General features: G+C 71.3%; 22 protein-coding genes. 13 read left to right on the top strand and 9 right to left on the bottom strand.

The features are described 5' to 3' along the window. The first annotated feature begins 68 nt into the window (after nucleotides 1-68). The gene (locus tag IE263_RS31190) at nucleotides 69-1,439 is read left to right on the top strand and encodes a tetratricopeptide repeat protein (protein WP_189941194.1); all 1,371 of its coding nucleotides are present in this window, start codon (nucleotides 69-71) and stop codon (nucleotides 1,437-1,439) included. 21 nt (nucleotides 1,440-1,460) lie between these two features. On the opposite strand, the gene IE263_RS31185 is transcribed toward IE263_RS31190, so the two are convergent. From IE263_RS31185 to IE263_RS31145, 9 genes are all read right to left on the bottom strand, one after another. Next, a complete protein-coding gene (locus IE263_RS31185) occupies nucleotides 1,461-2,414 on the bottom strand; it encodes a M28 family metallopeptidase (RefSeq protein WP_189941193.1) in 954 nt (317 codons plus the stop codon). 162 nt (nucleotides 2,415-2,576) lie between these two features. After that, the gene (locus tag IE263_RS31180; protein WP_189941192.1) at nucleotides 2,577-3,041 is read right to left on the bottom strand and encodes a VOC family protein; all 465 of its coding nucleotides are present in this window, start codon (nucleotides 3,039-3,041) and stop codon (nucleotides 2,577-2,579) included. 83 nt (nucleotides 3,042-3,124) lie between these two features. Further along, complete coding sequence (rarD, locus tag IE263_RS31175) at nucleotides 3,125-4,075, bottom strand: EamA family transporter RarD (RefSeq protein WP_189941191.1); 951 nt, start codon at nucleotides 4,073-4,075, stop codon at nucleotides 3,125-3,127. Nucleotides 4,076-4,274: 199 nt separating this feature from the next. Then, entirely contained in the window at nucleotides 4,275-5,129 is an 855-nt protein-coding gene (locus IE263_RS31170; RefSeq protein ID WP_189941190.1) for an SDR family oxidoreductase, read from the bottom strand. 239 nt (nucleotides 5,130-5,368) lie between these two features. Then, the gene (locus tag IE263_RS31165; RefSeq protein WP_189941189.1) at nucleotides 5,369-6,448 is read right to left on the bottom strand and encodes a 2-oxoacid:ferredoxin oxidoreductase subunit beta; all 1,080 of its coding nucleotides are present in this window, start codon (nucleotides 6,446-6,448) and stop codon (nucleotides 5,369-5,371) included. After that, nucleotides 6,441-8,369, bottom strand: a complete 1,929-nt coding sequence (locus IE263_RS31160) for a 2-oxoacid:acceptor oxidoreductase subunit alpha (protein ID WP_189941188.1) — start codon at nucleotides 8,367-8,369, stop codon at nucleotides 6,441-6,443. The genes IE263_RS31165 and IE263_RS31160 overlap by 8 nt, the downstream gene beginning before the upstream one ends. 281 nt (nucleotides 8,370-8,650) lie before the next feature. Continuing rightward, entirely contained in the window at nucleotides 8,651-9,322 is a 672-nt protein-coding gene (locus IE263_RS31155; protein ID WP_373312145.1) for a LuxR C-terminal-related transcriptional regulator, read from the bottom strand. A gap of 637 nt (nucleotides 9,323-9,959) precedes the next feature. Beyond that, entirely contained in the window at nucleotides 9,960-11,315 is a 1,356-nt protein-coding gene (locus IE263_RS31150) for a sensor histidine kinase (RefSeq protein ID WP_189941187.1), read from the bottom strand. 149 nt (nucleotides 11,316-11,464) lie between these two features. Beyond that, nucleotides 11,465-12,724, bottom strand: coding sequence for a sensor histidine kinase (locus tag IE263_RS31145; RefSeq protein WP_189941186.1), 1,260 nt, complete (start codon nucleotides 12,722-12,724; stop codon nucleotides 11,465-11,467). A 208-nt stretch (nucleotides 12,725-12,932) separates the two neighbouring features. Between IE263_RS31145 and IE263_RS31140 the strand changes: the two genes are divergently transcribed. From IE263_RS31140 to IE263_RS31085, 12 genes are all read left to right on the top strand, one after another. Next, a complete protein-coding gene (locus tag IE263_RS31140) occupies nucleotides 12,933-13,328 on the top strand; it encodes an NADH-quinone oxidoreductase subunit A (RefSeq protein ID WP_189941185.1) in 396 nt (131 codons plus the stop codon). After that, complete coding sequence (locus tag IE263_RS31135; RefSeq protein WP_189941184.1) at nucleotides 13,319-13,948, top strand: NADH-quinone oxidoreductase subunit B; 630 nt, start codon at nucleotides 13,319-13,321, stop codon at nucleotides 13,946-13,948. Before IE263_RS31140 ends, IE263_RS31135 begins: the two co-directional genes overlap by 10 nt. Next, nucleotides 13,945-15,771 (top strand): NADH-quinone oxidoreductase subunit C, encoded by a 1,827-nt coding sequence (locus IE263_RS31130; protein WP_189941183.1) that lies wholly within the window; start codon nucleotides 13,945-13,947, stop codon nucleotides 15,769-15,771. Before IE263_RS31135 ends, IE263_RS31130 begins: the two co-directional genes overlap by 4 nt. Next, nucleotides 15,768-16,736: a complex I subunit 1/NuoH family protein gene (locus tag IE263_RS31125; protein WP_189941182.1), complete on the top strand. Its 969-nt coding sequence runs from the start codon at nucleotides 15,768-15,770 to the stop codon at nucleotides 16,734-16,736. The genes IE263_RS31130 and IE263_RS31125 overlap by 4 nt, the downstream gene beginning before the upstream one ends. Nucleotides 16,737-16,738: 2 nt before the next feature. Continuing rightward, nucleotides 16,739-17,332: a NuoI/complex I 23 kDa subunit family protein gene (locus tag IE263_RS31120; protein ID WP_189941181.1), complete on the top strand. Its 594-nt coding sequence runs from the start codon at nucleotides 16,739-16,741 to the stop codon at nucleotides 17,330-17,332. Beyond that, nucleotides 17,329-17,967 carry an NADH-quinone oxidoreductase subunit J family protein gene (locus tag IE263_RS31115; RefSeq protein WP_189941180.1) on the top strand — a complete coding sequence of 213 codons (639 nt, stop codon included), beginning with the start codon at nucleotides 17,329-17,331 and terminating at the stop codon, nucleotides 17,965-17,967. Before IE263_RS31120 ends, IE263_RS31115 begins: the two co-directional genes overlap by 4 nt. Next, a complete protein-coding gene (nuoK, locus tag IE263_RS31110) occupies nucleotides 17,967-18,374 on the top strand; it encodes an NADH-quinone oxidoreductase subunit NuoK (RefSeq protein WP_189941179.1) in 408 nt (135 codons plus the stop codon). Before IE263_RS31115 ends, nuoK begins: the two co-directional genes overlap by 1 nt. After that, nucleotides 18,371-20,365 carry an NADH-quinone oxidoreductase subunit 5 family protein gene (locus tag IE263_RS31105; protein WP_189941178.1) on the top strand — a complete coding sequence of 665 codons (1,995 nt, stop codon included), beginning with the start codon at nucleotides 18,371-18,373 and terminating at the stop codon, nucleotides 20,363-20,365. Before nuoK ends, IE263_RS31105 begins: the two co-directional genes overlap by 4 nt. Nucleotides 20,366-20,371: 6 nt before the next feature. After that, on the top strand, nucleotides 20,372-21,946 hold the full coding sequence (locus IE263_RS31100; RefSeq protein WP_189941177.1) for an NADH-quinone oxidoreductase subunit M: 1,575 nt from the start codon (nucleotides 20,372-20,374) through the stop codon (nucleotides 21,944-21,946). After that, the gene (locus tag IE263_RS31095) at nucleotides 21,943-23,466 is read left to right on the top strand and encodes an NADH-quinone oxidoreductase subunit N (RefSeq protein WP_189941176.1); all 1,524 of its coding nucleotides are present in this window, start codon (nucleotides 21,943-21,945) and stop codon (nucleotides 23,464-23,466) included. Before IE263_RS31100 ends, IE263_RS31095 begins: the two co-directional genes overlap by 4 nt. 182 nt (nucleotides 23,467-23,648) lie before the next feature. Then, a complete protein-coding gene (gene htpX / locus IE263_RS31090) occupies nucleotides 23,649-24,512 on the top strand; it encodes a zinc metalloprotease HtpX (RefSeq protein WP_189941175.1) in 864 nt (287 codons plus the stop codon). Beyond that, nucleotides 24,509-24,901: a YccF domain-containing protein gene (locus IE263_RS31085; RefSeq protein ID WP_189941174.1), complete on the top strand. Its 393-nt coding sequence runs from the start codon at nucleotides 24,509-24,511 to the stop codon at nucleotides 24,899-24,901. The genes htpX and IE263_RS31085 overlap by 4 nt, the downstream gene beginning before the upstream one ends. Nucleotides 24,902-24,952: the final 51 nt, after the last annotated feature.

Below are 24,952 nucleotides of genomic sequence, written 5' to 3'. Positions count from 1 at the left end.
AGCGGAGAGACTCAACACTACGTGTACGTGTGCGTGCACGGGTGATGAGCGTTCGAGTGAGGGAACCGATGTCGCGACTGAGCCGCGAGAAGAAGCGGGAACAGCAGCAGGCCGGGCGGCCGGCCGCCGTGGTGGCGCCGCTCGACGTGCACGTCCCCGGGGGCGGGACGGCGACGATCGGCGGAGTGCCCGTCGTCGCGGCCGACGGTCAGGAGATCCAGCACGCCGTCCTGGGCCACCTCCACCGCATCGCCCTCGCCACGGGTCATCCGGTCGTCGCCACGGTCCACGACGAGCGCATCGGGTACGTCGTTCCGCTGCGCGTCGACCCGGACGGTTCCAGCCACTTCACGGGGGAGCCGCTGCGGGTGGGTCCGCCGAGGGAGACCGGACCTGCTGCCGCTCCTGTCGCTTCCGCCCCTGAGGCCGATCCTGCCCCGTCAGCCGCTCCCGTTCAGGAACCGTCCGCGCAGCCGCAGCGCGACAAGGCCACGCACTTCCTGCGCACCGTGCCGGAATCGGCGTCGACATCGGCACCGGCGTCGACTCCGGTGCCGGAACCGGTGAAGGAACCGGTGAAGGAACCGGCTCCCACCTTCCCGTTGCGCACGGTGCCGGAGCCGTGGGACGACATCCCGGCCTCCGACATCCGCGCCTCCGACATCCCGGCCTCCGACGTCCCGGCCCCCGGCACGGTCAGCGCTCCGACGGGTGTCTTCGGCCCGCCTCCCACGATGGACGCGCCGCCGGACCCGGAGGCCCACCGCACCCCGGACTCCGAGCCTGCCCCCGTCCCCGACCCCGAACCGGCCCCCCTCCTCGACCCGAAGGCCGACTCCGGCCTCGGCCTCGGCCTCGACCTCGGCCTCGACCCCGACTCCAAGCCGACCCCCGCCCGTGGCTTCGACGCCGTCGCGGAGGCCGTACTCGGGGACGACCCCCGCAGTCTCCCCGGCAAGGACGGCGGTCCCGCCCTCCTCGGGGAACCGATGGCGCGGATCAACGAGGCCGTGCGGGCGGGCCGGATAGAGACAGCGGCGGCGCTCGCGGAGCAGACCGTGACGGAGGCCTCGGGAACGCTGGGGCCGGAGCACCCCGAGGTGCTCAGGCTGCGCGAACTCACCGCGTACATCGCCTACTTGGCCGGTGACCCGCTCCGCTCCTTCCACCTCTCCCTCGACCTGGCCCGCATCGGCCGCCGCACCCGCGACGCCGAGGCCGCGTACGGCAACGTCCAGAGCGCGGCGGCGGCCTGGCGTGCCGTACGCGACCCCTTCCAGGGGCTCAACCTCGGGACCGAACTCCTCGGCCTGTGGACGGAGTTGACCACCGAGGAGGGTCCGGCGGCCGACGACGTCGAGCAGTTGGAGTCGGCGCGCGCCCGCATGACCCGGCTGGCCGAGCGGGCCCGCAACGCGGGTGCGCAGCAGCGGGGTTGAGCCCTGGCGGCCCGTCGGCGGCTACTGCGACAGCGTCCACACCGCGTGCGCGAGCGCGTCCGCGTTGCGGTTCAGGGCCGTGTCGTTGACGTTGGCGGTGGTGTCGCAGGACGAGTGGTAGCAGCGGTCGAAGGCCTGCCCGGACGTACCGCCCCACTTGGCCACCTGCGCCGCCGTCTTGGCGCGGCTGGCCCCGGTGAACAGGCCACCGACCGGGACGCCCGCGCTCTTGAAGGGCGCGTGGTCGGAGCGCCCGTCTCCCTCGGTCTCGATCTCCGTCGGGACGCCGATGCCGGTGAAGTAGTCCTTGAAGGTCTTCTCGATGGCCGGGTCGTCGTCGTAGATGAAGTAGCCGGGATTCGGTGAGCCGATCATGTCGAAGTTGAGGTAGCCGCTGATCCGGGCGCGGTTCGCGGCGGACAGGTTGTTGACGTAGTACCGCGAGCCGACCAGGCCCAGTTCCTCCGCGCCCCACCAGGCGAACCGCAGGTGCTTGGTGGGCTGGTAGTCGGTGCGGGCCACGGTGAGCGCGGCCTCCAGGACGGCCGCGGAACCGGTGCCGTTGTCGTTGATGCCGGCGCCGGAGCTGACGCTGTCGAGGTGCGAGCCGGCCATGACGACCTGGTTGGTGTCGCCGCCGGGCCAGTCGGCTATCAGGTTGTAGCCGACCCGGCTGGACGCGGTGAACTGCTGGATCGTGGTGGTGAATCCGGCGGCGTCCAGCTTGGCCTTCACATAGTCGAGGGAGGCCTTGTAGCCGGCGCGGCCGTGGGCGCGGTTGCCGCCGTTGGCGGTGGCGATGGACTGCAGCTCGGTCAGGTGCGCCTTGACGTTGGCAACCGGTATGTCGGGCGCGGCGGTGACCGCGACGGGTTCGGAGGCGGGCGCCGCGCCGGCTGTGAACCCGGTGGCGAGCAGCGTGACGGCCGCGACGGCGGCGGCCGCCGACGCCCGCCCGGAAACGGAGAGCTTCATGGTGGGGGGCTCCGAGTTCCAGAGGGGCTCCCCATGGGTTGCCACAGGGAACCCACAGTGAATGGGGTGTCTGGATGGTGAAGCTGTGGCCAACTCTCCGTCAAGAGCGCTATCCGGACAGGGAGTTCAGGCATCCGGACAGCGGAGCTCCCCGCTCGTTGCTCAGTGCACGCAGAACTCGTTCCCCTCCGGGTCCGCCATCAACACCCACGCCCCGGACGGCTCCTTCACCTCCCGCAGCACGCTCGCCCCCAGCCCCGCCAGCCGTTCGACCTCGCCCGCGCGCCGCTCCTCGCCGGGATGCAGATCGAGATGGAGCCGGTTCTTGACCGTCTTCGCCTCCGGCACCCGCTGGAACAGCAGCCGCCTCCCCAGCCCGGTGCCGCTGTCCGCGTCGAACGGGTCCTCGGGATGCCGTACGGCGATCAGGTCCCGGAAGGCCGGGCGGCCGTGGAACTCCACCGTCGCCTCGCCCGGCAGCGCGCCCAGTTCCAGCAGCCGCTCGACGAGGGCGCTGTTGTCCTCGACCTCGTAGTGCAGCGCGGCGGCCCAGAAATCGGCCTGCGCGTGCGGGTCGGCGCAGTCGAGGACGAGCTTCCAGTGCACGGGTGCGGGTGTCTGTGTCATGCCGACCACTCCTAGTGGCTGTGCGCACCCGTGGCCAAGTGAATTGCCGGAACGGAGTGTCGGAGTGCCGGAGTGCCGGAGTGTCACGCGTCCACGGGAGCCGAGTCGGTCCTCGCCGCGTCGGGCACGCTCACCCGCTCCCTCGGCCTCCGCGCGGAGCGCCAGGCGTCGCCGGTCAGCAGGATCAGCGCCAGCCAGACGAGGGCGAAGCCGGCCCAGCGCTCGGGCGGCATCGCCTCGTGGAAGTAGAGGACGCCGAGCAGGAACTGGAAGACCGGCGCCAGGTACTGCAGGAGGCCCAGCGTGGACAGCGGGACGCGGATCGCCGCCGCGCCGAAGCAGACGAGGGGGAGTGCGGTGACGATGCCGGTGGAGGCGAGGAGGGCGGCGTGTCCGGCGCCCTCGCTCGCGAAGGTGGAGCCGCCGTCGGCGGACAGCCACAGCAGGAAGCCCAGGGCGGGCAGGAACTGGATCGCGGTCTCGGCGGTCAGCGACTCGACGCCGCCCAGGTTGACCTTCTTCTTCACCAGCCCGTAGGTGGCGAAGGAGAAGGCGAGGCAGAGGGAGATCCACGGCGGGCGGCCGTATCCGATGGTGAGGACGAGCACGGCGGCGAAGCCGATGCCGACCGCCGTCCACTGCACGGGACGCAGCCGCTCCTTGAGGATCAGCACGCCCATGGCGATGGTGACCAGCGGGTTGATGAAGTACCCGAGGGACGCCTCGACGACATGCCCGCTGTTCACGGACCAGATGTAGACGCCCCAGTTGACCGTGATGACAGCCGCGGCGACGGCGACGAGCCCGAGCCGGCGGGGCTGCCGCAGCAGCTCACCCGCCCATGCCCAGCGCCGGACGACGACCAGCGCGGCGGCGACGAAGACGAGGGACCACACCATGCGGTGGGCGAGGATCTCCACCGCCCCGGCGGGCTTGAGGAGGGGCCAGAACAGCGGGACCAGGCCCCACATCCCGTACGCCGCGAAGCCGTTCAGCAGGCCTATCCGGCCCTCACCCTTCGACGTCCCGGCCACGGGCCCTCCTTCTCGCCGTTCGCCCACGTGCGGGCATGCGTGGTCGAAGGTAACGCCGGGCGCCCCCGTCTGTCATGCCCGTATCGCTATACGGTCATGACAGACGGGGGTCGGGTCGCTCAAGGCCCCTTGGGGGGAGTGCGGCCCTTGAGCGTGGCTCCTCGATGCCGGAGGGCGGCCTTGGGCGCGGCTGTGGATCTCAGCCCTTGAGCGCGGCCGTGATCGCCTCGGAGAGCGGGGTGGTCGGGCGGCCCGCCAGGCGGGAGAGGTCGCCGGTGGAGACGACCAGCTCGCCCTTCTCGATCGACGCGTCCACACCGGCGAGGATCGCGGCGAGCGGCCCGGGCAGTCCGGCGCCCGTCAGGATGCCGGTGAAGGCCTCGACGGACACGGCGTTGTAGGCGATCTCCTTGCCGGTCTGCCGGCTCAGCTCGGCCGCGTACTCCGCGAAGCTCCACGCCTCGTCGCCGCCCAGCTCGTACGTCTTGTTCTCGTGACCCTCGCCGGTCAGGACGGCGACCGCGGCGGCGGCGTAGTCCGCGCGGGAGGCGGAGGAGACGCGGCCCTCACCGGCGGCCCCGACGACGGCGTTGTGCTCGAGCACCGGGGCGAGGTTCTCGGTGTAGTTCTCGTGGTACCAGCCGTTGCGCAGCAGTGTGTACGGCAGACCGGAGGCGCGCACGGCCTCCTCGGTGGCGCGGTGGTCGTCGGCCAGCGCGGCGGTCAGGCTGCCCGGCGCGCTGGTGTACGCCAGCAGCGCCACCCCGGCCGCCTTCGCGGCGTCGATGACGACCTGGTGCTGCTGCGGGCGGCCCTTGTCGAACTCGTTGCCCGAGATCAGCAGCACCTTGTCCCCGGCGGCGAAGAGGCCGTCGAAGGTCTCGGGGGCGTTGTAGTCGGCGATCGCGAGCTTCACGCCGCGGGCCGCGAAGTCGGCGGCCTTGGCCTCGTCGCGCACGACGGCGGTGATCTGCTCCGCCGGAATCTTCTCCAGCAGCTGCTCTACTACGTGGCGGCCGAGCTGTCCGGTGGCTCCGGTGACGACGATGCTCATGGTTCAGAACTCCCTAGGGGGTGTGCGGGACTGCCACTAACCCTAGGGAGTGCGCTAACTGAGCGAAAGTACCCACTTTGAAGTAAGGTACTTACGTTGCAGTAAGTGACGAGGTGGCGTGGCCGACGTTAGAGGAGGCCCGCCGGACATACGGCGAGGCCCGGGAACGCCGGTCCCGGGCCTCGTCCACCCCGTCGGTCTGCCGGGGCACTGTCGCTCTCTCCGTCGATCTGTCCGTCTCAGCCGACGACCGTCCAGGTGTCCCCGCCGGCCAGCAGCGCCGCCAGGTCGCCCTTGCCGTGCTGTTCGATCGCCGTGTCCAGTTGCTCCGCCATCTGCGTGTCGTAGACCGGCCGCTCGACGGCACGGAACACGCCGATGGGCGTGTTGTGCAGGGTGTCCGGGTCGGCCAGCCGGGACAGGGCGAAGGCGGTGGTCGCGGACGCGGAGTGCGCGTCGTGGACGAGGATCTCGGACTCGTTCTCCGGGGTGACGGCGACGACCTTCAGATCGCCGGTCGCCCGGTCCCGCACCACGCCCTTGGCCAGGTCGCTCCCGAACCGGATCGGCTGCCCGTGCTCCAGCCGGATCACCGCCTCCTCGGCCGACTTCTTGTCCTTCAGCGCCTCGAACGCGCCGTCGTTGAAGATGTTGCAGTTCTGGTAGATCTCGATCAGTGCCGTACCCGGGTGGGCGGCGGCCTGGCGCAGCACCTCCGTCAGGTGCTTGCGGTCGGAGTCGATGGTCCGCGCCACGAACGAGGCCTCCGCGCCGATGGCGAGGGACACCGGGTTGAAGGGCGCGTCCAGCGAGCCCATCGGGGTCGACTTGGTGATCTTGCCGACCTCGGAGGTGGGCGAGTACTGGCCCTTGGTGAGGCCGTAGATCCGGTTGTTGAACAGCAGGATCTTGAGGTTGACGTTGCGCCGCAGGGCGTGGATGAGGTGGTTCCCGCCGATGGACAGCGCGTCACCGTCCCCGGTCACCACCCACACGCTCAGGTCCCGCCGGCTGGAGGCGAGGCCCGTGGCGATGGCGGGGGCGCGGCCGTGGATGGAGTGCATGCCGTAGGTGTTCATGTAGTACGGAAAGCGCGAGGAGCAGCCGATGCCGGAGACGAAGACGATGTTCTCCCTGGCCAGCCCGAGCTCCGGCATGAAGCCCTGGACGGCCGCCAGGATCGCGTAGTCACCGCAGCCGGGGCACCAGCGCACTTCCTGATCGGACTTGAAGTCCTTCATGGACTGCCTGGCCTCGGCCTTGGGGACGAGCGAGAGCGCCTCGATCGTGCCCGTGCCTTCCGTGGACGTCTCAGCCATCGATGGCCTCCTTGAGCGCCGCGGCGAGCTGTTCCGCCTTGAACGGCATACCGTTGACCTGGTTGTACGAGTGCGCGTCGACCAGATACCGCGCCCGGATCAGGGTGGCGAGCTGGCCGAGGTTCATCTCGGGAATCACGACCTTGTCGTACGCCTTCAGCACCGTGCCCAGGTTCTTCGGGAACGGGTTCAGATGCCGTAGATGGGCCTGCGCGATCGACTCCCCGGCCGCCCGCAGCCGCCGTACGGCCGCGGTGATCGGCCCGTAGGTCGATCCCCAGCCCAGGACCAGCGTTCTCGCCTCGTGCGGGTCGTCGACCTCCACGTCCGGGACGTCGATGCCGTCGATCTTGGCCTGGCGGGTGCGGACCATGAAGTCGTGGTTGGCGGGGGCGTACGAGATGTTGCCCGTGCCGTCCTCCTTCTCGATGCCGCCGATACGGTGCTCCAGGCCCGGCGTCCCCGGGATCGCCCACGGCCGGGCGAGGGTCTGCGGGTCACGCTTGTACGGCCAGAAGACCTCGGTACCGTCCTCCAGGGTGTGGTTGGGGCCCTGCGCGAACTGCACGGTCAGCTCGGGGAGCTCGTCCGGCTCGGGGATCCGCCAGGGCTCGGAGCCGTTGGCGAGGTAGCCGTCGGAGAGCAGCATCACCGGCGTGCGGTAGGTGAGGGCGATACGGGCGGCCTCGAGTGCGGCGTCGAAGCAGTCGGCCGGGGTGCGGGGGGCGACGATCGGGACCGGGGCCTCGCCGTTGCGCCCGAACATCGCCTGGAGCAGATCGGCCTGCTCGGTCTTGGTCGGCAGCCCGGTGGAGGGCCCGCCGCGCTGGATGTCCACCACCAGCAGCGGCAGCTCCAGGGAGACCGCGAGCCCGATGGTCTCGGACTTCAGCGCAACCCCGGGACCGCTCGTGGTGGTGACGGCGAGCGACCCGCCGAAGGCCGCCCCCAGCGCCGCCCCGATGCCCGCGATCTCGTCCTCGGCCTGGAAGGTCCGCACACCGAAGTTCTTGTGCTTGCTGAGCTCGTGCAGGATGTCCGAGGCCGGGGTGATCGGATACGAGCCCAGGAACAGCGGCAGGTCGGCCTGCCGGGAGGCGGTGATGAGCCCGTACGCGAGCGCCAGATTCCCGGAGATGTTCCGGTAGGTACCGACGGGAAAGGCCTTGACGGCCGGAGCGACCTCGTAGCTGACGGCGAAGTCCTCGGTGGTCTCCCCGAAGTTCCACCCGGCGCGGAAGGCGGCGATGTTGGCGGCCGCGATGTCCGGCTTCTTCGCGAACTTCGACTTCAGGAACTTCTCGGTGCCCTCCGTCGGCCGGTGGTACATCCAGCTCAGCAGGCCCAGCGCGAACATGTTCTTGCTGCGCTCGGCCTCCTTGCGGGTGAGGTCGAAGTCCTTCAGGGCCTCGACGGTCAGTGTCGTCAGCGGCACCGGGTGCAGGTGGTAGCCGTCGAGCGAGCCGTCCTCCAGGGGCGAGGCGTCGTAGCCGACCTTCTGCATCGCCCGCTTGGTGAACTCGTCCGTGTTGACGATGATCTCCGCGCCGCGCGGCACGTCCCCGATGTTGGCCTTGAGGGCCGCCGGGTTCATGGCGACCAGCACATTGGGCGCGTCGCCCGGGGTGAGGATGTCGTGGTCGGCGAAGTGCAGCTGGAACGAGGAGACGCCGGGGAGGGTGCCGGCGGGCGCACGGATCTCGGCGGGGAAGTTCGGCAGGGTCGACAGGTCGTTGCCGAACGACGCCGTCTCCGAGGTGAAGCGGTCGCCGGTGAGCTGCATACCGTCACCCGAGTCCCCCGCGAACCTGATGATCACCCGGTCGAGACGGCGGACGTCCTTCGTCCCGGCCGGTTTGCGCTGCTCTCCTACTACGGTTCCGTCGGCCTGTTCCGCTGCGCTGCTGACCTGACTGGTCACTGAACTGGACCTCCCTCGAGGTGGCTGTCCCGGAGCGGCCTTCCGGAAGGCCCTCCTGGATCAACCCTACGTCTGTGAGGGTCGCCTTCCCTCGGCCATTCGTATGACGGTCACTCTTCTGAGACGGCCCGGCGCCCTGACTTGTCATGATTTCCCGCCCCCCGGCGCTGTACCGGGAGACGCACCGGCCCGCTCACCGGTTCTTGTGAGATACACCGACCGGCTCGCGACTCGCTTGTGGCGAGCCGGTCGGCGCCTGACGAGGGCACAGTGCCACTTCGTTACGAATTGAGGTAGGTAAGGACCGCGAGAACACGGCGGTGATCCCCGTCACTGGGGGAGAGACCGAGCTTCAGGAAGATGTTGCTGACGTGCTTCTCGACCGCCCCGTCGCTCACCACCAGCTGCTTGGCGATCGCCGAGTTCGTCCGCCCCTCGGCCATCAGCCCCAGGACCTCCCGCTCACGGGGGGTGAGCCCGGCCAGCACATCCTGCTTACGGCTGCGCCCGAGCAGCTGCGCGACCACCTCCGGATCGAGGGCCGTACCACCCTCGGCGACCCGCACCACCGCGTCCACGAACTCCCGCACCTCGGCGACCCGGTCCTTCAGCAGATAACCCACGCCCCGGCTGGAACCGGCCAGCAGTTCGGTCGCGTACCGCTCCTCCACATACTGCGACAGCACCAGCACCCCCAGCCCCGGATACGCCCTGCGCAGCTGTACGGCGGCCCGCACCCCCTCGTCCGTGTGCGTCGGCGGCATCCGCACATCCGCCACGACCACGTCGGGCAGCGCACCCTCCGCGTCCAACTCGGTGACCGTCTTCACCAGCGCCTCGGCGTCCCCGACCCCCGCCACGACCTCATGCCCCCGATCGGTCAGCAACCGGGTCAGCCCCTCCCGCAACAACACCGAGTCCTCAGCAATGACCACCCGCACCCTGACCTCCACGCTCTCCGTCCCCCCGCCCACGTCCCTGTCCACCCGTCTGGTCGAACAGCCCCAGCATTCCAGCAATGGGGCGGGGCGCGCCTTGATGACGGGGGGTTTCGGCCGTTTGGGAGGGGAGGGGGAAGGGCTGGGGGCGGAGGGTGGCGGTCGGAGGGCTGGGGGGCGGAGGGTGGCGGTCGGAGGGCTGGGGGGCGGAGGGGCGGGGGTTGAGGTTGGGGTTCGGGGCGGAAGGCTGGGGGCGGAGGGTTGGGGTTCGGGGAGGAGGGTCGGGGATTGAGGGCTGGGGGTGGGGGCGGGGGGTCGGGGATTGAGGGCTGGGGGTGGGGGCGGGAGTCCGGGGTTCGGGCCGGGACTGGGAGTCCGGGGCCTGGGGGCCGGAGGCCGAGGTGGGCTGTTGAATGCCGGTCGGGGCAATCCAGCCCGTCCGGCGTTTGAGGACGAGGCCCGTTCAGGGCCGAAGCGGGGTGCGGGGCGGCAGCCCCGCATGGGGTGCAGGGGCGGAGCCCCGCCGGGGTCGAAGGGGCGGAGCCCCTGGCGGGGTCGAAGGGGCGGAGCCCCTGGCGGGGTCGAGGGGCGGAGCCCCTGGAGGACGGGAAGGGTAGGGGCGGCGGGGGCGAAACCCCCACCGCCCCCGGACCTACGCCCGCCAGGGCAACTCCGCAGTAACCCGCGTAGGCCCCCCCACCGGCGAATCCACCACCAGAATCCCGTCCACCGCGTCCAGCCGCCCGGCCAACCCCGCCAGCCCCGACCCGCCGGAGGCACCCGCACCCCCCACCCCGTCATCGACGACCTGCACCATCAGCCGGTTCTCCACCCGCCACACATCGACCGAGGCCGACCGCGCCCCGCTGTGCTTGCTGATGTTCTGCAGCAGCTCGGAGACGGTGAAGTAGGCAATCCCCTCGATGGCCGGAGCCGGCCGCTGGGCCAGATCCACCTCCACCTGCACCGGCACCGTGCACCGGGAAGCCACCGCCGACAGTGCCGCATCCAGCCCCCGATCCGTCAGCACCGCAGGATGAATCCCCCGCGCCAGATCCCGCAGCTCCTGCAGCGCCGTCTTCACCTCACCGTGCGCCTCGTCCACCATCCGCGCCGCCGCCTGCGGGTCCTCCCGCAGCTTCTCCTTCGCCAGCCCCAGATCCATCGCCAGCGCCACCAGCCGCGCCTGCGCCCCGTCGTGCAGATCCCGCTCGATGCGCCGCAGGTCGGCCGCCGCCGTGTCCACCACGACCCCCCGGTCGGACTCCAGCTCCACCACCCGCGACGCCAGCCGCGACGGCCCGAGCAGCCCGTGCACCAGCACCCGGTCCACCGTCGTCAACGCCCGCACGATCCACGGAGTGGCCAGCGTGAACAGCAGCCCCACCAGCGCGGTCACAGTGATCTCGAACGGGTTGTCGAGGTAGACCTGGTGCTGCTCGTCCCCGTACAGCTGAAGCCCGCCCTGCCCGCCGTACATCGGGAACAGCCAGAACCACAGCGGATACGTCAGCATCGCCCAGCCGTACGACCAGAAGGCGACCGCGACGGCGAAGGAGAACACCGCCCACGGCAGATGCAGCACCGCGTACAGCACATGCCGCCAGGACGTGCCGCTCCTCAGCACGGCGCCCATCCAGGCCATGGCGCCCCTCCCGCGCGGCCGCAGCGGCTCGGGCGTGGCCACCTCCAGACCGAGCAGCGCCCGCGCCCGCGTCCGCTCCACCGATCCGAAGCCCCGGCACGCCGCCAGGCCCGCCGCCAGCACCGGGATGCCGAGGAACGTCACCAGCAGCCCCGCGCCCAGCGACAGCATCGTGACCGCGAACGTGAACAGCAGGATGCTGATCGGCAGGCTCAGCAGCACATAGGCGAACTCGCGCCAGGCACGCGCCTCGACCGGCGCCCGCAGCGCCAGCGGCAGCCGGTGCCGTCGCTCGCCGCCGCCGGGTCCGTGCCCGTCGGCGTACCGCGTGTAGTCCCCGTACTCGCTGTACTGCGTGGCCATCGGCGTGGTCCGTTCTACTCGTCTCGTCCGCAAGGTGTCGGCAGGTGTCGGCGGGGTGCGTCGTCAGGTGCCGTCCCCTGCCTCAACCCTGCTCGGCGGCGGGCGTACGGGCCATGGAGTCCGTCGGCGTCTTGGAAGGGGGGTTTTCCCTACCTCGTGCGTTCCCCCGCGCGCTGCGGCCGGCCCGGCTGCTCCGCCCGGTCCCGCCAGGGCAGCTCCGCGGTCACCGTCGTCGGACCGCCCGCCGGCGACTCCACGACGAACAGGCCGTCCACGGCGTTCAGCCGCTCCGCGAGCCCCCGCATCCCCGAGCCGCCGTCCAGCCGCGCCCCGCCCCGGCCGTCGTCCCACACCTGTATGAGCAGCCGGTTCTCCACCCGCCACACGTCGACGGAGGCCGACCGCGCCCCGCTGTGCTTGCTGATGTTCTGCAGCAGCTCGGAGACGGTGAAGTAGGCGATGCCCTCGATGGCCTGCGCCGGTCTCGACGGCAGGTCGGCCGTCACGGTGACGGGCACCGTGCACCGCGAGGCCACCGCCGACAGCGCCGCGTCCAGGCCCCGGTCGGTCAGGACGGCCGGATGGATGCCCCGAGCCAGGTCACGCAGCTCCTGGAGCGCGAGCTTCACCTCGCCGTGCGCCTCCTCGACCATGGCCGAGGCCGCGTCGGGGTCCTCCAGGAGCTTCTCCTTCGCCAGGCCCAAGCCCATCGCCAGGTTGACGAGCCGGGCCTGCGCCCCGTCGTGCAGGTCCCGCTCGATGCGCCGCAGGTCGGCGGCGGCCGTGTCGACGACGACCCCCCGGTCGGACTCCAGCTCGGCGATCCGCCGCTCCAACTCGTCGGAGGGCGAGAGGAGGGCCCGCACCATCGCCCGGTCCGCGTTGGTCAGCCCGCGCGCCAGAAACGGCAGCACCGGCCACAGCACGAACAGCGAGGTGAGGGCGATCGTGAACGTGAGGATCCCCCAGGGCAGCCGTATGAAGTCGTAGAGCACCGTCCGCCAGGCCACCGGGTCCTTCAGCGCCAGCCACATCCCCTGGAAGACATTGCCCGCCCGGCGTAACGGCAGCGGGCTGGGCTCCTCGATCCGCACCCCGAGCAGCAGCCGTGCCCGCCCCCGCTCGAACCGGCCGATCAGCCGCGCCCCCAGCAGCCCGAGCGCGAGCAGCGGCAGCCCGACCACCGTGAGCGTCAGCGTGGCGCCGGTGAACAGCACCGTCATCACGTACGTGAAGCCGATGACCGACATCGGCAGGTTCGCCAGGAGGTGCGCGATCTCCTTCCACGTCTGCGGGTCGTAGGCGAGGCGGGCGGGCGGCAGACGGTCGTCGCGCCCCGCCGTCCCCGGGCCGGCGGCGGGCACGGAGGGCCGGTACGCGGCCGTGGGTGCGGGCTTCGATGCGGTCATACGGGCCAGCGTGCCGTGCGACGCAGCCCCGCGCCATCAGGTTCGCCCCCACCGCCACCCGGAGAAAACCCGGACCCCCGTTGCTCCAGGCATGACGGGCTGCTTACCGTGCCTTTATCAGGCCCTAGACTCCCGTGCGTACAGATCGTCGAACAGGCCGAGGTCGGGGAGCGAGGGACGGACGGTGCTGCAGACGTCGCACGAAACGATGAGGGATTCGACGGTCGTCGTCGCGTCGGACTACTTCCACTCCTACGCGGTCGTCGGGCTCCTCGCCGCTGTCGGCGTGCTGTTCGTCGCGGTCGCCTTCGGCGCGGGCCGCCTGCTGCGCCCCGTGGTCCCCACCCCCGAGAAGCTCCTGACGTACGAGTGCGGCGTCGACCCCGTCGGCGAGGGCTGGGCCCACACCCAGGTCCGCTACTACGTGTACGCCTTCCTCTATGTGATCTTCGCGGTCGACTCGATCTTCCTCTTCCCCTGGGCGACGGTCTTCGCAGCCCCTGGCTACGGCGCGACCACCCTCGTGGAGATGTTCATCTTCCTCGGCTTCCTGGCCGTGGGCCTGCTTTACGCCTACAAGAAGGGCGTCCTGGCATGGACGTGACGCCAGAAGTGACTCCTTCCGGGCCCGAGCCCGTGTACCTGCCCGAGCCGAAGCGGCTGGGCGCGCTCGCCCGCCTCGCCCCCGAGCCGATGAAGGTCGTCCTCAACTGGGGCCGCCGCTACTCCCTCTGGGTCTTCAACTTCGGCCTCGCCTGCTGCGCGATCGAGTTCATCGCCGCGTCGATGGCCCGCCACGACTTCATCCGCCTGGGCGTCATCCCCTTCGCGCCGGGCCCGCGCCAGGCCGACCTGATGGTCGTGTCCGGCACGGTCACGGACAAGATGGCCCCGGCCGTGAAGCGCCTCTACGAACAGATGCCCGAGCCGAAGTACGTCATCTCCTTCGGAGCCTGCAGCAACTGCGGCGGCCCGTACTGGGACTCGTACTCGGTGACCAAGGGCGTCGACCAGATCATCCCGGTGGACGTCTACGTCCCAGGCTGCCCGCCGCGCCCCGAGGCGCTGCTCCAGGGCATCCTCAAGCTCCAGGAGAAGATCGCCCGGGAGTCGCTGGGCGAGCGGTACACCTCCGGCGCGGCCCGCCCGTCGGCGGCGGCGCTGCAGAGCGGGCTGGTGCAGCCGCCGGCCGCGACCGCGGACGCGGGGGAGGTGGGCCGATGACCGAGGTCGGCTGGCTGCCCGCCGGACCCGAGGAACTGTTCGGCCCGGAGGCCACAGCCGAGGAGTCGTACGAGGTCCTGACGGTGGACGTGCCGTCCACCTCGTGGATCACTGCGCTGGAGACGGCCCGCGACCGCCTCGGCTGCACCTACTTCGACTGGCTGAGCGCGGTCGACGAACCGGGCACGGGCTTCCGCGTCTCGGCCCACGTCGTCGCCCTCTCCCCGGTGCGTCGACTGCTGCTGCGCACGACGGTCCCGCACGAGTCCCCGACGCTCCCCTCCGCCGTCGACGTCTACGCCGGCGCGGCCTGGCACGAACGCGAGACGCACGAGATGTTCGGCGTCGACTTCCAGGGCCACCCCGCCCTGGACCACCTCCTGCTGCCGGAAGGCTTCGAAGGCAACCCCCTCCGCAAGGACTTCGTCCTCGCGGCCCGCGTCGCCAAGGCCTGGCCCGGCGCCAAGGAGCCCGGCGAATCCGAGCACGGCGGCCCCAAACGCCGCCAGATGCTCCCCCCGGGCGTCCCCGACCCGAACGAGTGGGGCCCTCTCAAGGGCCAACTGCCCCCTGCCCCGACCCGCCCGGCACGGGGCGCCGCGGCTGGGCGCGCGGCCGGGGAACGCCCGGCGCGGACGCCCGGCGAACGTCCGGCGCGGCCCGCGGGGGAGCGGCCTGTGCGGCGTACGCGGACGGCGGCCGAAGGGTCGGTGAGCCAGGCGGGAGCGGCGCCGGAAGCATCGCCGGGAGCGGTGACCGAGGGTGCTTCAGCCGCACCGACGGCCGCGGAAGCCGCGCCCGCGACGGGTACGGCGGGTACGGCGCCTTCGCCGGAACCGTCGGCTCCGCGCCCGACCCGGAGCACGGCCGGACCGCGCCGTTCCCGAAGCGCGACCGAGGGCTCGGCTTCCCAACGGACGGGAGGTACGGCTGCCGCGGAAGGAACGGCTCCCCGGGAGGAGACGGCCGCCGCGGAGCCACCGGCTCCCGAGACCCCAGCACCTTCGCAGACCACGGAACCTTCGCAGACCACGGAACCTTCGCCCACCCCCGAACCGCCGACGACTGCGCAGCCCCCGGCGGGACCGCGCCGCGCGCGCAGCGCGTCGGAGGGCTCGGCGAGCCAGCGGTCGGCGCCCCCTGGCGAGGCCACCACAGGCGGGGCCGGCCGCCCCGCCGCGGGTCCGCGCCGAGCGCGCAGCGCGTCGGAGGGCTCCGCCAGCCAGCGGGCGGCCACCCCGCGCGAGGCCACCCGCCCCTCCCCGTCCCCCCGCAGCTCGGACGCCCCCTGGCACCACGCCCGCCCCGCCTTCGACGAACCGGAACCGAAACGAACGGCCTCCGGGCAGCCGGGGCCGGAGCTGACCGAGTCCGAGCGGCCGGGGTCGGAGCGGGCTGCCGCCGGGCAGGCGGAGCCGGAGGGGGACGCCCTCGGACAGTCGCGGCCGGAGCGGCCCGAGCCCGGGCAGCCGCGGTCGGAGCGGGCTGCCGTCGGGCAGGCGGAGCCGGAGGGGGACGCCCTCGGGCAGTCGCGGCCGGAGCGGCCCGAGCCCGGGCAGCCGGAGCCGGAACGGCCCGAGCCCGGGCAGGCGGAGCCGGAGCGGGCCATCCCCGAGCAGCCGGGGCGGCAACAGACCGAGCCGCAGCAGCCGGAGCGAAAGCGGACCGAGCCCGAGCAGCCTGGATCGCAGCAGCCCGCCCCCGAGCAGCCCGAGGCGGGCAAGGAGCCGTCTCCCGGCAGGGACGACACCCGCACTGCCACCCCTGAGAACAGCACCCCGGACAGCGACACCCCCGAGAATCCCCCAGGAGGCCGGCAGTGAACGACGCTCTCGACGTCGCCCTGCGACTCCTGGTCGTGTTCGTCGTCTTCCTCACCTTCCCCCTGATCGTCGGCCAGACCGAGCACAAGGTGATGGCCCATATGCAGGGCCGCCTCGGCCCGATGTACGCCGGCGGCTTCCACGGCTGGGCCCAGCTCATCGCGGACGGCGTGAAGTTCGCGCAGAAGGAGGATGTCGTCCCCGCGGGCGCGGACCGCCGTATCTTCCAACTCGCCCCCGCCGTCGCCCTCCTCCCGTACCTCCTTGTCCTCCTCGCGATTCCCATCGGGCCGAGCGAGGGCGCGGTCGGCGAGGTCATCGACGCGGGCGTCTTCTTCGTGCTCGCCGTGATGGGCGTGGGTGTCCTCGGCTCCCTCATGGCCGGCTGGGCCAGCGCCAACAAGTTCTCCCTCCTCGGCGGCCTGCGCACCGCCGCCCAGCTCCTCGCCTACGAACTCCCGATGCTCCTGGCAGCCGCCTCGGTGGCGATGGCCGCCGGGACCGTGTCCCTCCCCGGCATCCTCGACGCGTTCGAGTGGTGGTGGCTGCCCTGGCAGATCGTCGGCGCGATCGTCTTCTTCGTCGCAGGCCTCGCCGAACTCCAGCGGCCCCCGTTCGACATGCCCGTCGCCGACTCGGAGATCATCTTCGGTGCGTACACCGAGTACACCGGCCTCCGCTTCGCTCTCTTCCTCCTGGCCGAGTACGCCGGAATCATCGTCCTGTGCGGTCTGACCACCGTCCTCTTCCTGGGCGGCTGGCACGGCCCCTGGGGCGCCGACGGCCTCGGCTGGGTCTGGACCCTCCTGAAGACCGCGGTCCTGGCCTTCCTGGTCATCTGGCTGCGCGTCACCTACCCCCGCCTGCGCGAGGACCAGCTCCAGAAACTCTCCTGGACTCTCCTCGTCCCCCTCTCCCTCGCCCAGATCGCCCTCACCGGCATCGTCAAGGTGGTGATCCAGTAGCCATGGCTGAGCCTCTACCGCCCACCCGGCCCCGCATCCCCGGCTCCGGCCTGGCCAAAGGTCTGGCCGTCACCCTCCGCACGATGACGCGAAAGACCGTCACCGAGCAGTACCCGGACACCCAGCCCGACCTCCCGCCGCGCACCCGCGGAGTGATCGGCCTGTTCGAGGAGAACTGCACGGTCTGCATGCTGTGCGCCCGCGAGTGCCCCGACTGGTGCATCTACATCGACTCCCACAAGGAGACGGTCCCGGCTGCGACCCCCGGCGGCCGCGAACGCAGCCGCAATGTCCTCGACCGCTTCGCCATCGACTTCTCCCTGTGCATGTACTGCGGTATCTGCATCGAGGTCTGTCCTTTCGACGCTCTGTTCTGGTCCCCGGAGTTCGAGTACGCCGAGACCGACATCCGCGACCTCACCCACGAACGCGACAAGCTCCGCGAGTGGATGTGGACCGTCCCGGCCCCGCCCGCCCTCGACCCCGGCGCGGAGGAACCGAAGGAGATCGCCGCCGCTCGCAAGACGGCCGAGAAGCTGGCAGCCACGCAGGCGGCCCAGACCGCACCGAACGAACCCGAGGGAGGAGAGGCGTGACCCTCGCCCAGGCACCGCACGGCTTTCTCTCCCCGACCGGCGTCGAGATCGCCTTCCTCCTCGTCGGTCTGGTCACCTTCGGCGCCGCCCTCGTCACCGTCACCACCCGGCAGCTCGTCCACGCCGCCCTGTGGCTGGTGGTCACCCTCGGCGGCCTCGCCGTCGAATACCTCCTGCTCACCGCCGAGTTCATCGCCTGGGTGCAGGTCCTGATCTACGTGGGCTCCGTCGTCGTCCTCCTTCTCTTCGGTCTGATGCTCACCAGGGCTCCCATCGGCCGCTCCCCGGACGCCGACTCCGGCAACCGCTGGGCCGCACTCACCGTGGCCGTCGCCGCCGCGGCCGCGCTGGTCTGGGTGGTCGTCGACGCCTTCCGCACCACTTGGATCGACCTCGACGGCCCGGCCGCCGGCTCCACGAAGGTCACCGGTGCGAGCCTCTTCCAGAACTGGGTCCTCCCCTTCGAGGCCCTCTCCGTCCTCCTCCTCGCCGCCCTGGTCGGCGCGATCGTCCTGTCGCGCAAGGCGAAGGCGGAGACGAGCTCTCCCCCTGTGAACTCCCAGGCCACCACCGAGAGTTCCCCATCCGTCCCGGATGCCCGGAAAATCCCGGCCGAGCAGGAAGGCGCCCGCTGATGCACCTCGCCTATCCCGCCGTCCTCTCCGCCCTCCTGTTCTGCACGGGCCTGTACGGCGTCCTCGCCCGCCGCAACGCGATCCTGGTCCTGATGTCGGTCGAGTTGATGCTCAACGCCGTCAACCTCAACCTCGTCGCCTTCGACGTCTGGCTCAGCAGGACCGCCGAGGAGACCCTGCACTCCGGCCAGGCCCTGACCCTGTTCACCATCGCCATCGCCGCCGCCGAGATCGGCATCGGACTGGCGATCGTGCTCGCCGTCCACCGCAACCGCGGCACCGCCGACATCGACAAACTCCGCGACACCGCCGAGGGTCACGAGAGCCGGCCGGTCGACGGCCTCGACAGCGGCACCTCGACGGCCGAACCGACCGGGCGGACCGAGAAGGCTGAGGCCACCGCGTGACCACGACCACCCTCGCCGTCCTCGTCCCCCTTCTGCCGTTCCTCGGCGCGGCCGCCGGCCTGCTCCTGGGCCGCACGGCCCCCGGCTTCGTCCGCCCGCTCGCCGTCCTGCCGACCCTCACCTCCCTCGTCCTGGCCGCCCTGGTCGCCGTACGCCAGGGCGGAGACGCGGCCGTCGACGCGGCCACCGAACTCACGCCCACCGGCTCCATCCCGATCGAACTCGCCCTGTACATCGACGGCTTCGCCGCACTCGTCGCCGTCCTGGTCGGCCTGGTCGCCACCTGTGTGCAGGTCTACTCGACCGGCTACCTCCGCGAGGACCCGCGCTACCCCTCGTACGCGGCTCTCGTCGCCCTCTTCACCTCCGCGATGTTCCTGGTCGTCTACTCCGGCGACCTGATCGTGCTGCTGGTCGGCTGGGAGGTCATGGGCATCTGCTCCTACTTCCTGGTCGGCCACTACTGGGAGACCCCCGAGGCCCGCGCCGCCTCGATCAAGGCCTTCCTGGTCACCAAGCTCGGCGACGTCCCCTTCCTCATCGGCCTGTTCGCCCTCGCGACCGACGCCGGCTCCTTCCGGATCACGAAGGTCCTCGGCGCCGTCGCGCACGGCGGACTCGACCACCCGACCCTCATCGCCCTGCTGCTCCTGGCGGGCGTGGCCGGCAAGTCGGCGCAGTTCCCGCTGCACACCTGGCTCCCGGACGCGATGGCGGGCCCGACGCCCGTCTCCGCGCTGATCCACGCCGCGACGATGGTCGCCGCCGGTGTCTACTTCATCGCCCGTCTCCTCCCGGTGTTCGAGGCCTCCCAGGCCGCGATGGTCGTCCTCGCCGTCATGGCCGCCGTCACGATGGCCGGCTCGGGTCTCGCCGCGCTCGCCCAGGACGACATCAAGCGCGTCCTCGCCTACTCGACGATCGGCCAACTCGGCTACATGACCGGCGCCCTCGCCGTCGGCGACCGCGGTGCCGCCGTCTTCCACCTCCTCTCGCACGGCGCCTTCAAGGCGCTGCTGTTCCTCGCGGCCGGCGTGATCATCCACGCCGCCGGCACCAACTCCCTGGCCGCCATGTCCCGCATGACCGGCCTGCGCGACCGCGTCCCCGACGCCTTCTGGACGATGACCGTGGCGCTCCTCGCGCTCGCCGCGATCCCGCCGTTCAGCGGTTTCTTCTCCAAGGAGTCCGTCCTCGGCGCCGCCGAACACGTCACCACCGGCCACACCGAGCACGCCCCGGCCGCCGCGGGCTGGATCGTCCTTGTCGCCGGCCTGGTCACCGCCCTCCTCACCGCCGCCTACGCGGCCCGCCTGTGGCTACTGGCCTTCCACGGCCGGGGCACCGAGGCCCCCGACCACGGCCGCCAGCCGCTGACCATGACCGTGGTCCTGTGGGTGCTCGCCGCCCCGTCCCTCGCTCTCGGCGGGTTCGCCTACCGCTCGCTGCCCGACTGGTTCGACGGCCGCGATCTCGCCCCGGCCCTCGCCACCTCCGTCCTCGGCACGGGCATCGCCCTGATCGGGGTCCTCGTCGTCCACGCCGCTTGGCGCCACACCACCGCGCAGGCCGCCCGCGTGCCGCTGGGAGCGGTCGCCGCCCACCCCGAGGGCGACGCCGGGCTGGTGGAGGCGGAGGCCATCGCGACGCACGCACCCGCCTACGGAGACGTGGCCTCGGCCCCCGACCCGGCCGATCCCGGACGGCTTCTGCTGGGCCCGCTGCACCGTCACGCGGCCGTCGGCTTCCACTTGGACGCCGTCTACCGGGCCCTGTTCGTCCGCCCGGTCCAGGGCGGAGCGAGCCTCGTCCGGTTCCTCGACCGTGAGGTCGTCGACACCTACGTACGCGGCGCGGGCACCCTGCCCCGCTGGCTCGGGACCGCCGTACGGCGCGCCCAGACCGGCAACGTCCAGACCTATGTGAGCGCGCTGCTCGCCGGCACCGTCGTCCTGGCGGTCGTCGCCCTCCTCGTCGCCACGGGAGCGTGAGCAGGCGTGATCGATATCAGCGAGTCCGTGATGCAGTTCCTTCTGGCGTTCATCGTCGTCGGCCCGCTCCTCGGCGCCGCCGCCGCTCTCCTGCCCGCCCCGCCCGGGCTGAAGGGGAAGTCACCCGAGCAGGCCGTGCTCCGGCACGGCGTGACCGTGACCGGCGCGATCCTCATCGCCACGATCGTCCTCGCGCTCGGCTTCGACCACGACCAGCCGTCGAAGATGCAGGCCACGACCGACATCAGCTGGATCCCCGCACTCGACGTGCGGATCCACCTCGGCATCGACGGCATCTCCCTCCCCCTTCTGGTCCTGACCGCGCTGCTGACCTTCCTCTGCGCGCTCTACTCGTACTTCAACCTGCCTGCGGGCCCGAGCCCGAAGGCCTTCGTCGCGCTGCTGCTCGTCCTCGAGTCCGGCACCCTCGCCACCTTCGCCGTCCTCGACCTGCTGCTGTTCTTCCTCGCCTTCGAGATGGTCCTGATCCCGATGTACTTCCTCATCGCCCGCTGGGGCGGTGAGCAACGGACCCAGGCGGCCTGGAAGTTCATCCTCTTCACCCTGCTCGGGTCCGTCGTCATGCTGCTCGGCTTGCTCCTGATCGGAATCACGGTGGGCACGTTCGACATGGTGGCACTCGCCACTGACAACGGCCGGTCGCTGACCACGTCCGTGCAGGTCATCGCCGTTCTGGCGGTCGGAATCGGGCTCGCGGTCAAAACGCCGATGTGGCCGCTGCACAGCTGGCTGCCCGACGCCCACACCGCCGCCCCGACCGTCGGCTCGGTCCTCCTCGCCGGTGTCCTGCTGAAGATGGGTACGTACGGGTTCGTCCGGATCCTCCTCCCGGTCGCGCCCGACGGATTCCACACCTTCGCGCCCTACCTCGCCGCCTTCGCCGTCGTCGGCATCATCTACGGATCCCTGGCCTGCCTGGCCCTCGCCAAGCAGGGCGCGAAGGGCGACCTCAAGCGCCTGATCGCCTACTCCTCCGTCGGCCACATGGGCTTCGTCCTGCTCGGCATCGCCTCGACGACCCCGACCGGCGTCAACGGAGCCCTGTTCGCCAACATCGCCCACGGCCTCATCACCGGCCTGCTCTTCTTCCTGGTCGGCGCCCTGAAGGACCGCACCGGCACCACCGACCTCGACACCCTGGCGGAAGAGACCGGCGCCGCGCTCTACGGCAAGGCCCCCCGCCTCGGCGGCCTCCTCGCCTTCGCCGCGGTCGCCTCGCTCGGTCTGCCCGGCCTCGCCGGATTCTGGGGCGAGATGCTGGCCCTGTTCGGCGCCTTCGACCCGGCCGACGACCTCAGCCGCCCTGCCTTCCTCACCTTCACCGCGATCGCCGCGTTCGGCACCCTGCTCACGGCCGCCTACCTGCTCGTCGTGGTCCGCCGCGTCTGCATGGGTGCCGCCCCGCAGGACGCCCAGCGACTCACCGACGTCCGCACGTACGAGCTCGCGGCCTGGACGCCGCTCGTCGTCCTCACCGTCGTCGCCGGCCTCTGGCCCAAGGCCCTCCTCGGCCTGACCGACCCGGCCGTGCAGCAGCTCCTCGCAGGAGGCACCCGATGAGCTCCCTGGCCCAGCCCCTGGCCGAGTCGGTGGTCCAGTCCGTCGACTGGCTCGCGATCGCCCCGCCCACCCTCGCGGCCGTCGTCGGCCTCGCCGTCCTCGTCACCGACCTGTTCGTGCCCGACGACAGGAAGCCGCTCCTCGGCTGGCTCTCCGTCGCGGGCCTGGCCGCCTCCACGGCCCTGCTGCTGCCCCTCCTGGACGGCGACCGCTCCACCTTCTGCCTGACCGGCGACACACGCGTGTGCAGCTACACGGCCGACCGCTTCACCCTGGTCATCCAGTTCCTCGTCCTCGGCGGAGCGCTGCTGGCCGCCCTCCTGTCGGTCACGGCCCTGAAGGACGCCCGCAGACGACTCCCCGAAGGGGAGTTCTGGTTCCTGCTGCTGTCCTCCGCCGCCGGCGCCGCCCTCCTGCCCGCCTCCCGCGACCTCGCCACCCTGATCGTCGCCCTGGAGGTCGCCTCCCTGCCCGCCTTCGCCCTCGTCGGCATCCGGCACGGCGACCGCCGGTCCTCCGAAGCGGCCCTGAAGTTCTTCCTGTCGTCCGTCACCGCGACCGCCGTCAGCCTCCTGGGCATCAGCTTCGTCTACGCCACGACCGGCACCCTGTACCTCACCCAGGTGGCCGACCGCATCCAGGACGTCGACGGACAGCTGCACACCCTCGCCCAGACCGGCGTGGTCCTCACCCTGATCGGCTTCGCCTTCAAGACGGCCGCCGTCCCCTTCCACTTCTGGGTTCCCGACACCTACGTCGGAGCCCCCCTCCCCGTCGCCGCCTACCTGTCGGTCGTAGGCAAGGCCGTCGGCTTCTCCGGCCTCATCCTCGTCACCGTCATCGGCTTCCCCTCCTACTCCGAGGTCTGGGGACCGTCCCTGGCGGCGCTGGCCGCCCTCACCATGACCGTCGGCAACGTCGGCGCCCTCCGCCAGCAGGCCACGCGCGCGTACAGCGCCGTACGCCTGCTCGCCTGGTCCTCCGTCGGCCAAGCCGGCTACCTCCTCGTCCCGATCGCCGCCGCCGCGTACGCCGACGACGCCGACCACGCGATCGGCTCCACCGTCGCCTACGCCCTCATGTACGCCGCCGTGAACCTGGGAGCTTTCGCGGTGGTGGCCCTGGTCGGACGTACGAAGGCGCACAACCGCATCACGGACTACCGCGGCCTGTACGCGAAGAACCCCCTGGCAGCCCTCCTCCTGGCCTTCTTCCTGCTCTGCCTCGCCGGACTGCCGCCGGGCATCATCGGCCTCTTCGCCAAGGTCACCGTGTTCTCCGCCGCCGTCGACGCGGGTCTGGGCTGGCTCGCGGTCGTCATGGCCGTCAACGTGGTGATCGCCCTGTACTACTACCTCCAGTGGGCGGCCCTGCTGTTCCGCGCCCCCGAGGGCGAACCCGTCCAGCACCGAGTCCCCGCGCCCCTCACGGCCGCGCTCACCCTCACCGCGGTCCTCGGCGTCGCCCTCTCCGGAGCACCCCAACTGGTCCTGCGTTTCGCCGACACCGCCCTTTTCTGAGCCGTCACCCGGACGGCGCACCCATGCCGCCGCGCTGACAAGGGAACTCGTGACCCTCGCCTGGCGTTGACCAGAACGGGAGGGTCCACTGGACGTGACACCACGGCACCAGTGGCATCGCAGATCAAAAGACAAGATCAGCAAGCAAGGGTTCCCCTGCCGCACGACTTGGAGGGCGTACCGTGCACCGCCGGCACAACGGGCTCAGGACCGCAGTACTCCTCGGGGGACTGTCCGCACTCATCATCGTCATCGGCAGCTTCTTCGGTCGCACCGGGCTCGTCGTCGCGGTCCTGATCGCGCTCGGCACCAACGCGTACGCGTACTGGAACAGCGACAAGCTGGCCCTGCGTGCCATGCGCGCCCGCCCGGTGAGCGAGTTCGAGGCCCCGGCCCTGTACCGCATGGTCCGCGAGCTCTCCACCCAGGCCCGCCAGCCCATGCCCCGCCTGTACATCTCCCCGACCGACGCCCCCAACGCCTTCGCCACCGGCCGCAACCCGCGCAACGCCGCTGTGTGCTGCACGGAGGGCATCCTCCGCCTCCTCGACGAGCGCGAACTGCGCGGCGTCATCGGCCACGAGCTGAGCCACGTCTACAACCGCGACATCCTCATCTCCTCGGTCGCCGGCGCCCTCGCCTCCGTGATCATGTTCCTGGTCAACTTCGCCTGGCTGATCCCGATCGGCCGCTCCAACGACGACGACGGCCCCGGCATCCTCGGCATGCTCCTGATCATGCTCCTCGGCCCGCTCGCCGCCAGCCTCATCCAACTGGCCATCAGCCGCTCCCGGGAGTACGAGGCCGACGCCTCCGGCGCCCAGCTCACCGGCGACCCCCTGGCCCTCGCCGGTGCCCTGCGCAAGCTCGAACTCGGCACCAAGCAGCTCCCGCTGCCGCCCGAGCCCCGCATCGAGACCGCGAGCCACATGATGATCGCGAACCCGTTCCGCCCGGGCCAGGGACTGTCCAAGATGTTCTCGACGCACCCGCCGATGGCGGAGCGCATCGCCCGTCTCGAGAAGATGGCAGGTCACCACCAGTGAAGACCATCCTGAACGTCATATGGCTCGTCCTCAGCGGCTTCTGGCTGTTCCTCGGATACGTGTTCGCGGGCCTCCTGCTGTGCATCACGATCATCGGCATCCCGTTCGGCGTCGCCGCGTTCCGTATCGGTGTCTACGCCCTCTGGCCCTTCGGCTACACCACGGTCGAGCGTCGCGACGCGGGCGCCCCCTCCTGCCTCGGCAACGTCCTCTGGCTGGTTCTCGCCGGCTGGTGGCTGGCTCTCACGCACATCGTCACCGGCATCGCCCTGTGCATCACGATCATCGGCATCCCGTTCGGCATCGCCAATTTCAAGCTGATCCCGGTCTCCCTGCTCCCGCTGGGCCGCGAGATCGTGCCCACGGACCAGCCGTTCGCCGCGCGCTGACCACGCACATCGGAGGGCTCTGCCCCCCACCACACGACCACCCGTTGTCCA

Origin of the sequence: Streptomyces aurantiogriseus, assembly GCF_014649375.1 — a bacterium.
Taxonomy (GTDB): Bacteria; Actinomycetota; Actinomycetes; order Streptomycetales; family Streptomycetaceae; genus Streptomyces; species Streptomyces aurantiogriseus.
Note: the sequence above shows the minus strand (reverse complement) of the source record. Positions and strands in the feature narration are given on the sequence as shown.

Coding starts and splice junctions, on each gene's coding strand:
- IE263_RS31140 (WP_189941185.1), top strand. CDS start 12,933: ATGAGGGATTCGACGGTCGTCGTCGCGTCGGACTACTTCCACTCCTAC.
- IE263_RS31150 (WP_189941187.1), bottom strand. CDS start 11,315: ATGGCCACGCAGTACAGCGAGTACGGGGACTACACGCGGTACGCCGAC.
- IE263_RS31095 (WP_189941176.1), top strand. CDS start 21,943: ATGAGCTCCCTGGCCCAGCCCCTGGCCGAGTCGGTGGTCCAGTCCGTC.
- IE263_RS31185 (WP_189941193.1), bottom strand. CDS start 2,414: ATGAAGCTCTCCGTTTCCGGGCGGGCGTCGGCGGCCGCCGCCGTCGCG.
- IE263_RS31135 (WP_189941184.1), top strand. CDS start 13,319: ATGGACGTGACGCCAGAAGTGACTCCTTCCGGGCCCGAGCCCGTGTAC.
- IE263_RS31165 (WP_189941189.1), bottom strand. CDS start 6,448: ATGGCTGAGACGTCCACGGAAGGCACGGGCACGATCGAGGCGCTCTCG.
- IE263_RS31180 (WP_189941192.1), bottom strand. CDS start 3,041: ATGACACAGACACCCGCACCCGTGCACTGGAAGCTCGTCCTCGACTGC.
- IE263_RS31190 (WP_189941194.1), top strand. CDS start 69: ATGTCGCGACTGAGCCGCGAGAAGAAGCGGGAACAGCAGCAGGCCGGG.
- IE263_RS31170 (WP_189941190.1), bottom strand. CDS start 5,129: ATGAGCATCGTCGTCACCGGAGCCACCGGACAGCTCGGCCGCCACGTA.
- IE263_RS31145 (WP_189941186.1), bottom strand. CDS start 12,724: ATGACCGCATCGAAGCCCGCACCCACGGCCGCGTACCGGCCCTCCGTG.
- IE263_RS31120 (WP_189941181.1), top strand. CDS start 16,739: ATGGCTGAGCCTCTACCGCCCACCCGGCCCCGCATCCCCGGCTCCGGC.
- nuoK (WP_189941179.1), top strand. CDS start 17,967: ATGCACCTCGCCTATCCCGCCGTCCTCTCCGCCCTCCTGTTCTGCACG.
- IE263_RS31130 (WP_189941183.1), top strand. CDS start 13,945: ATGACCGAGGTCGGCTGGCTGCCCGCCGGACCCGAGGAACTGTTCGGC.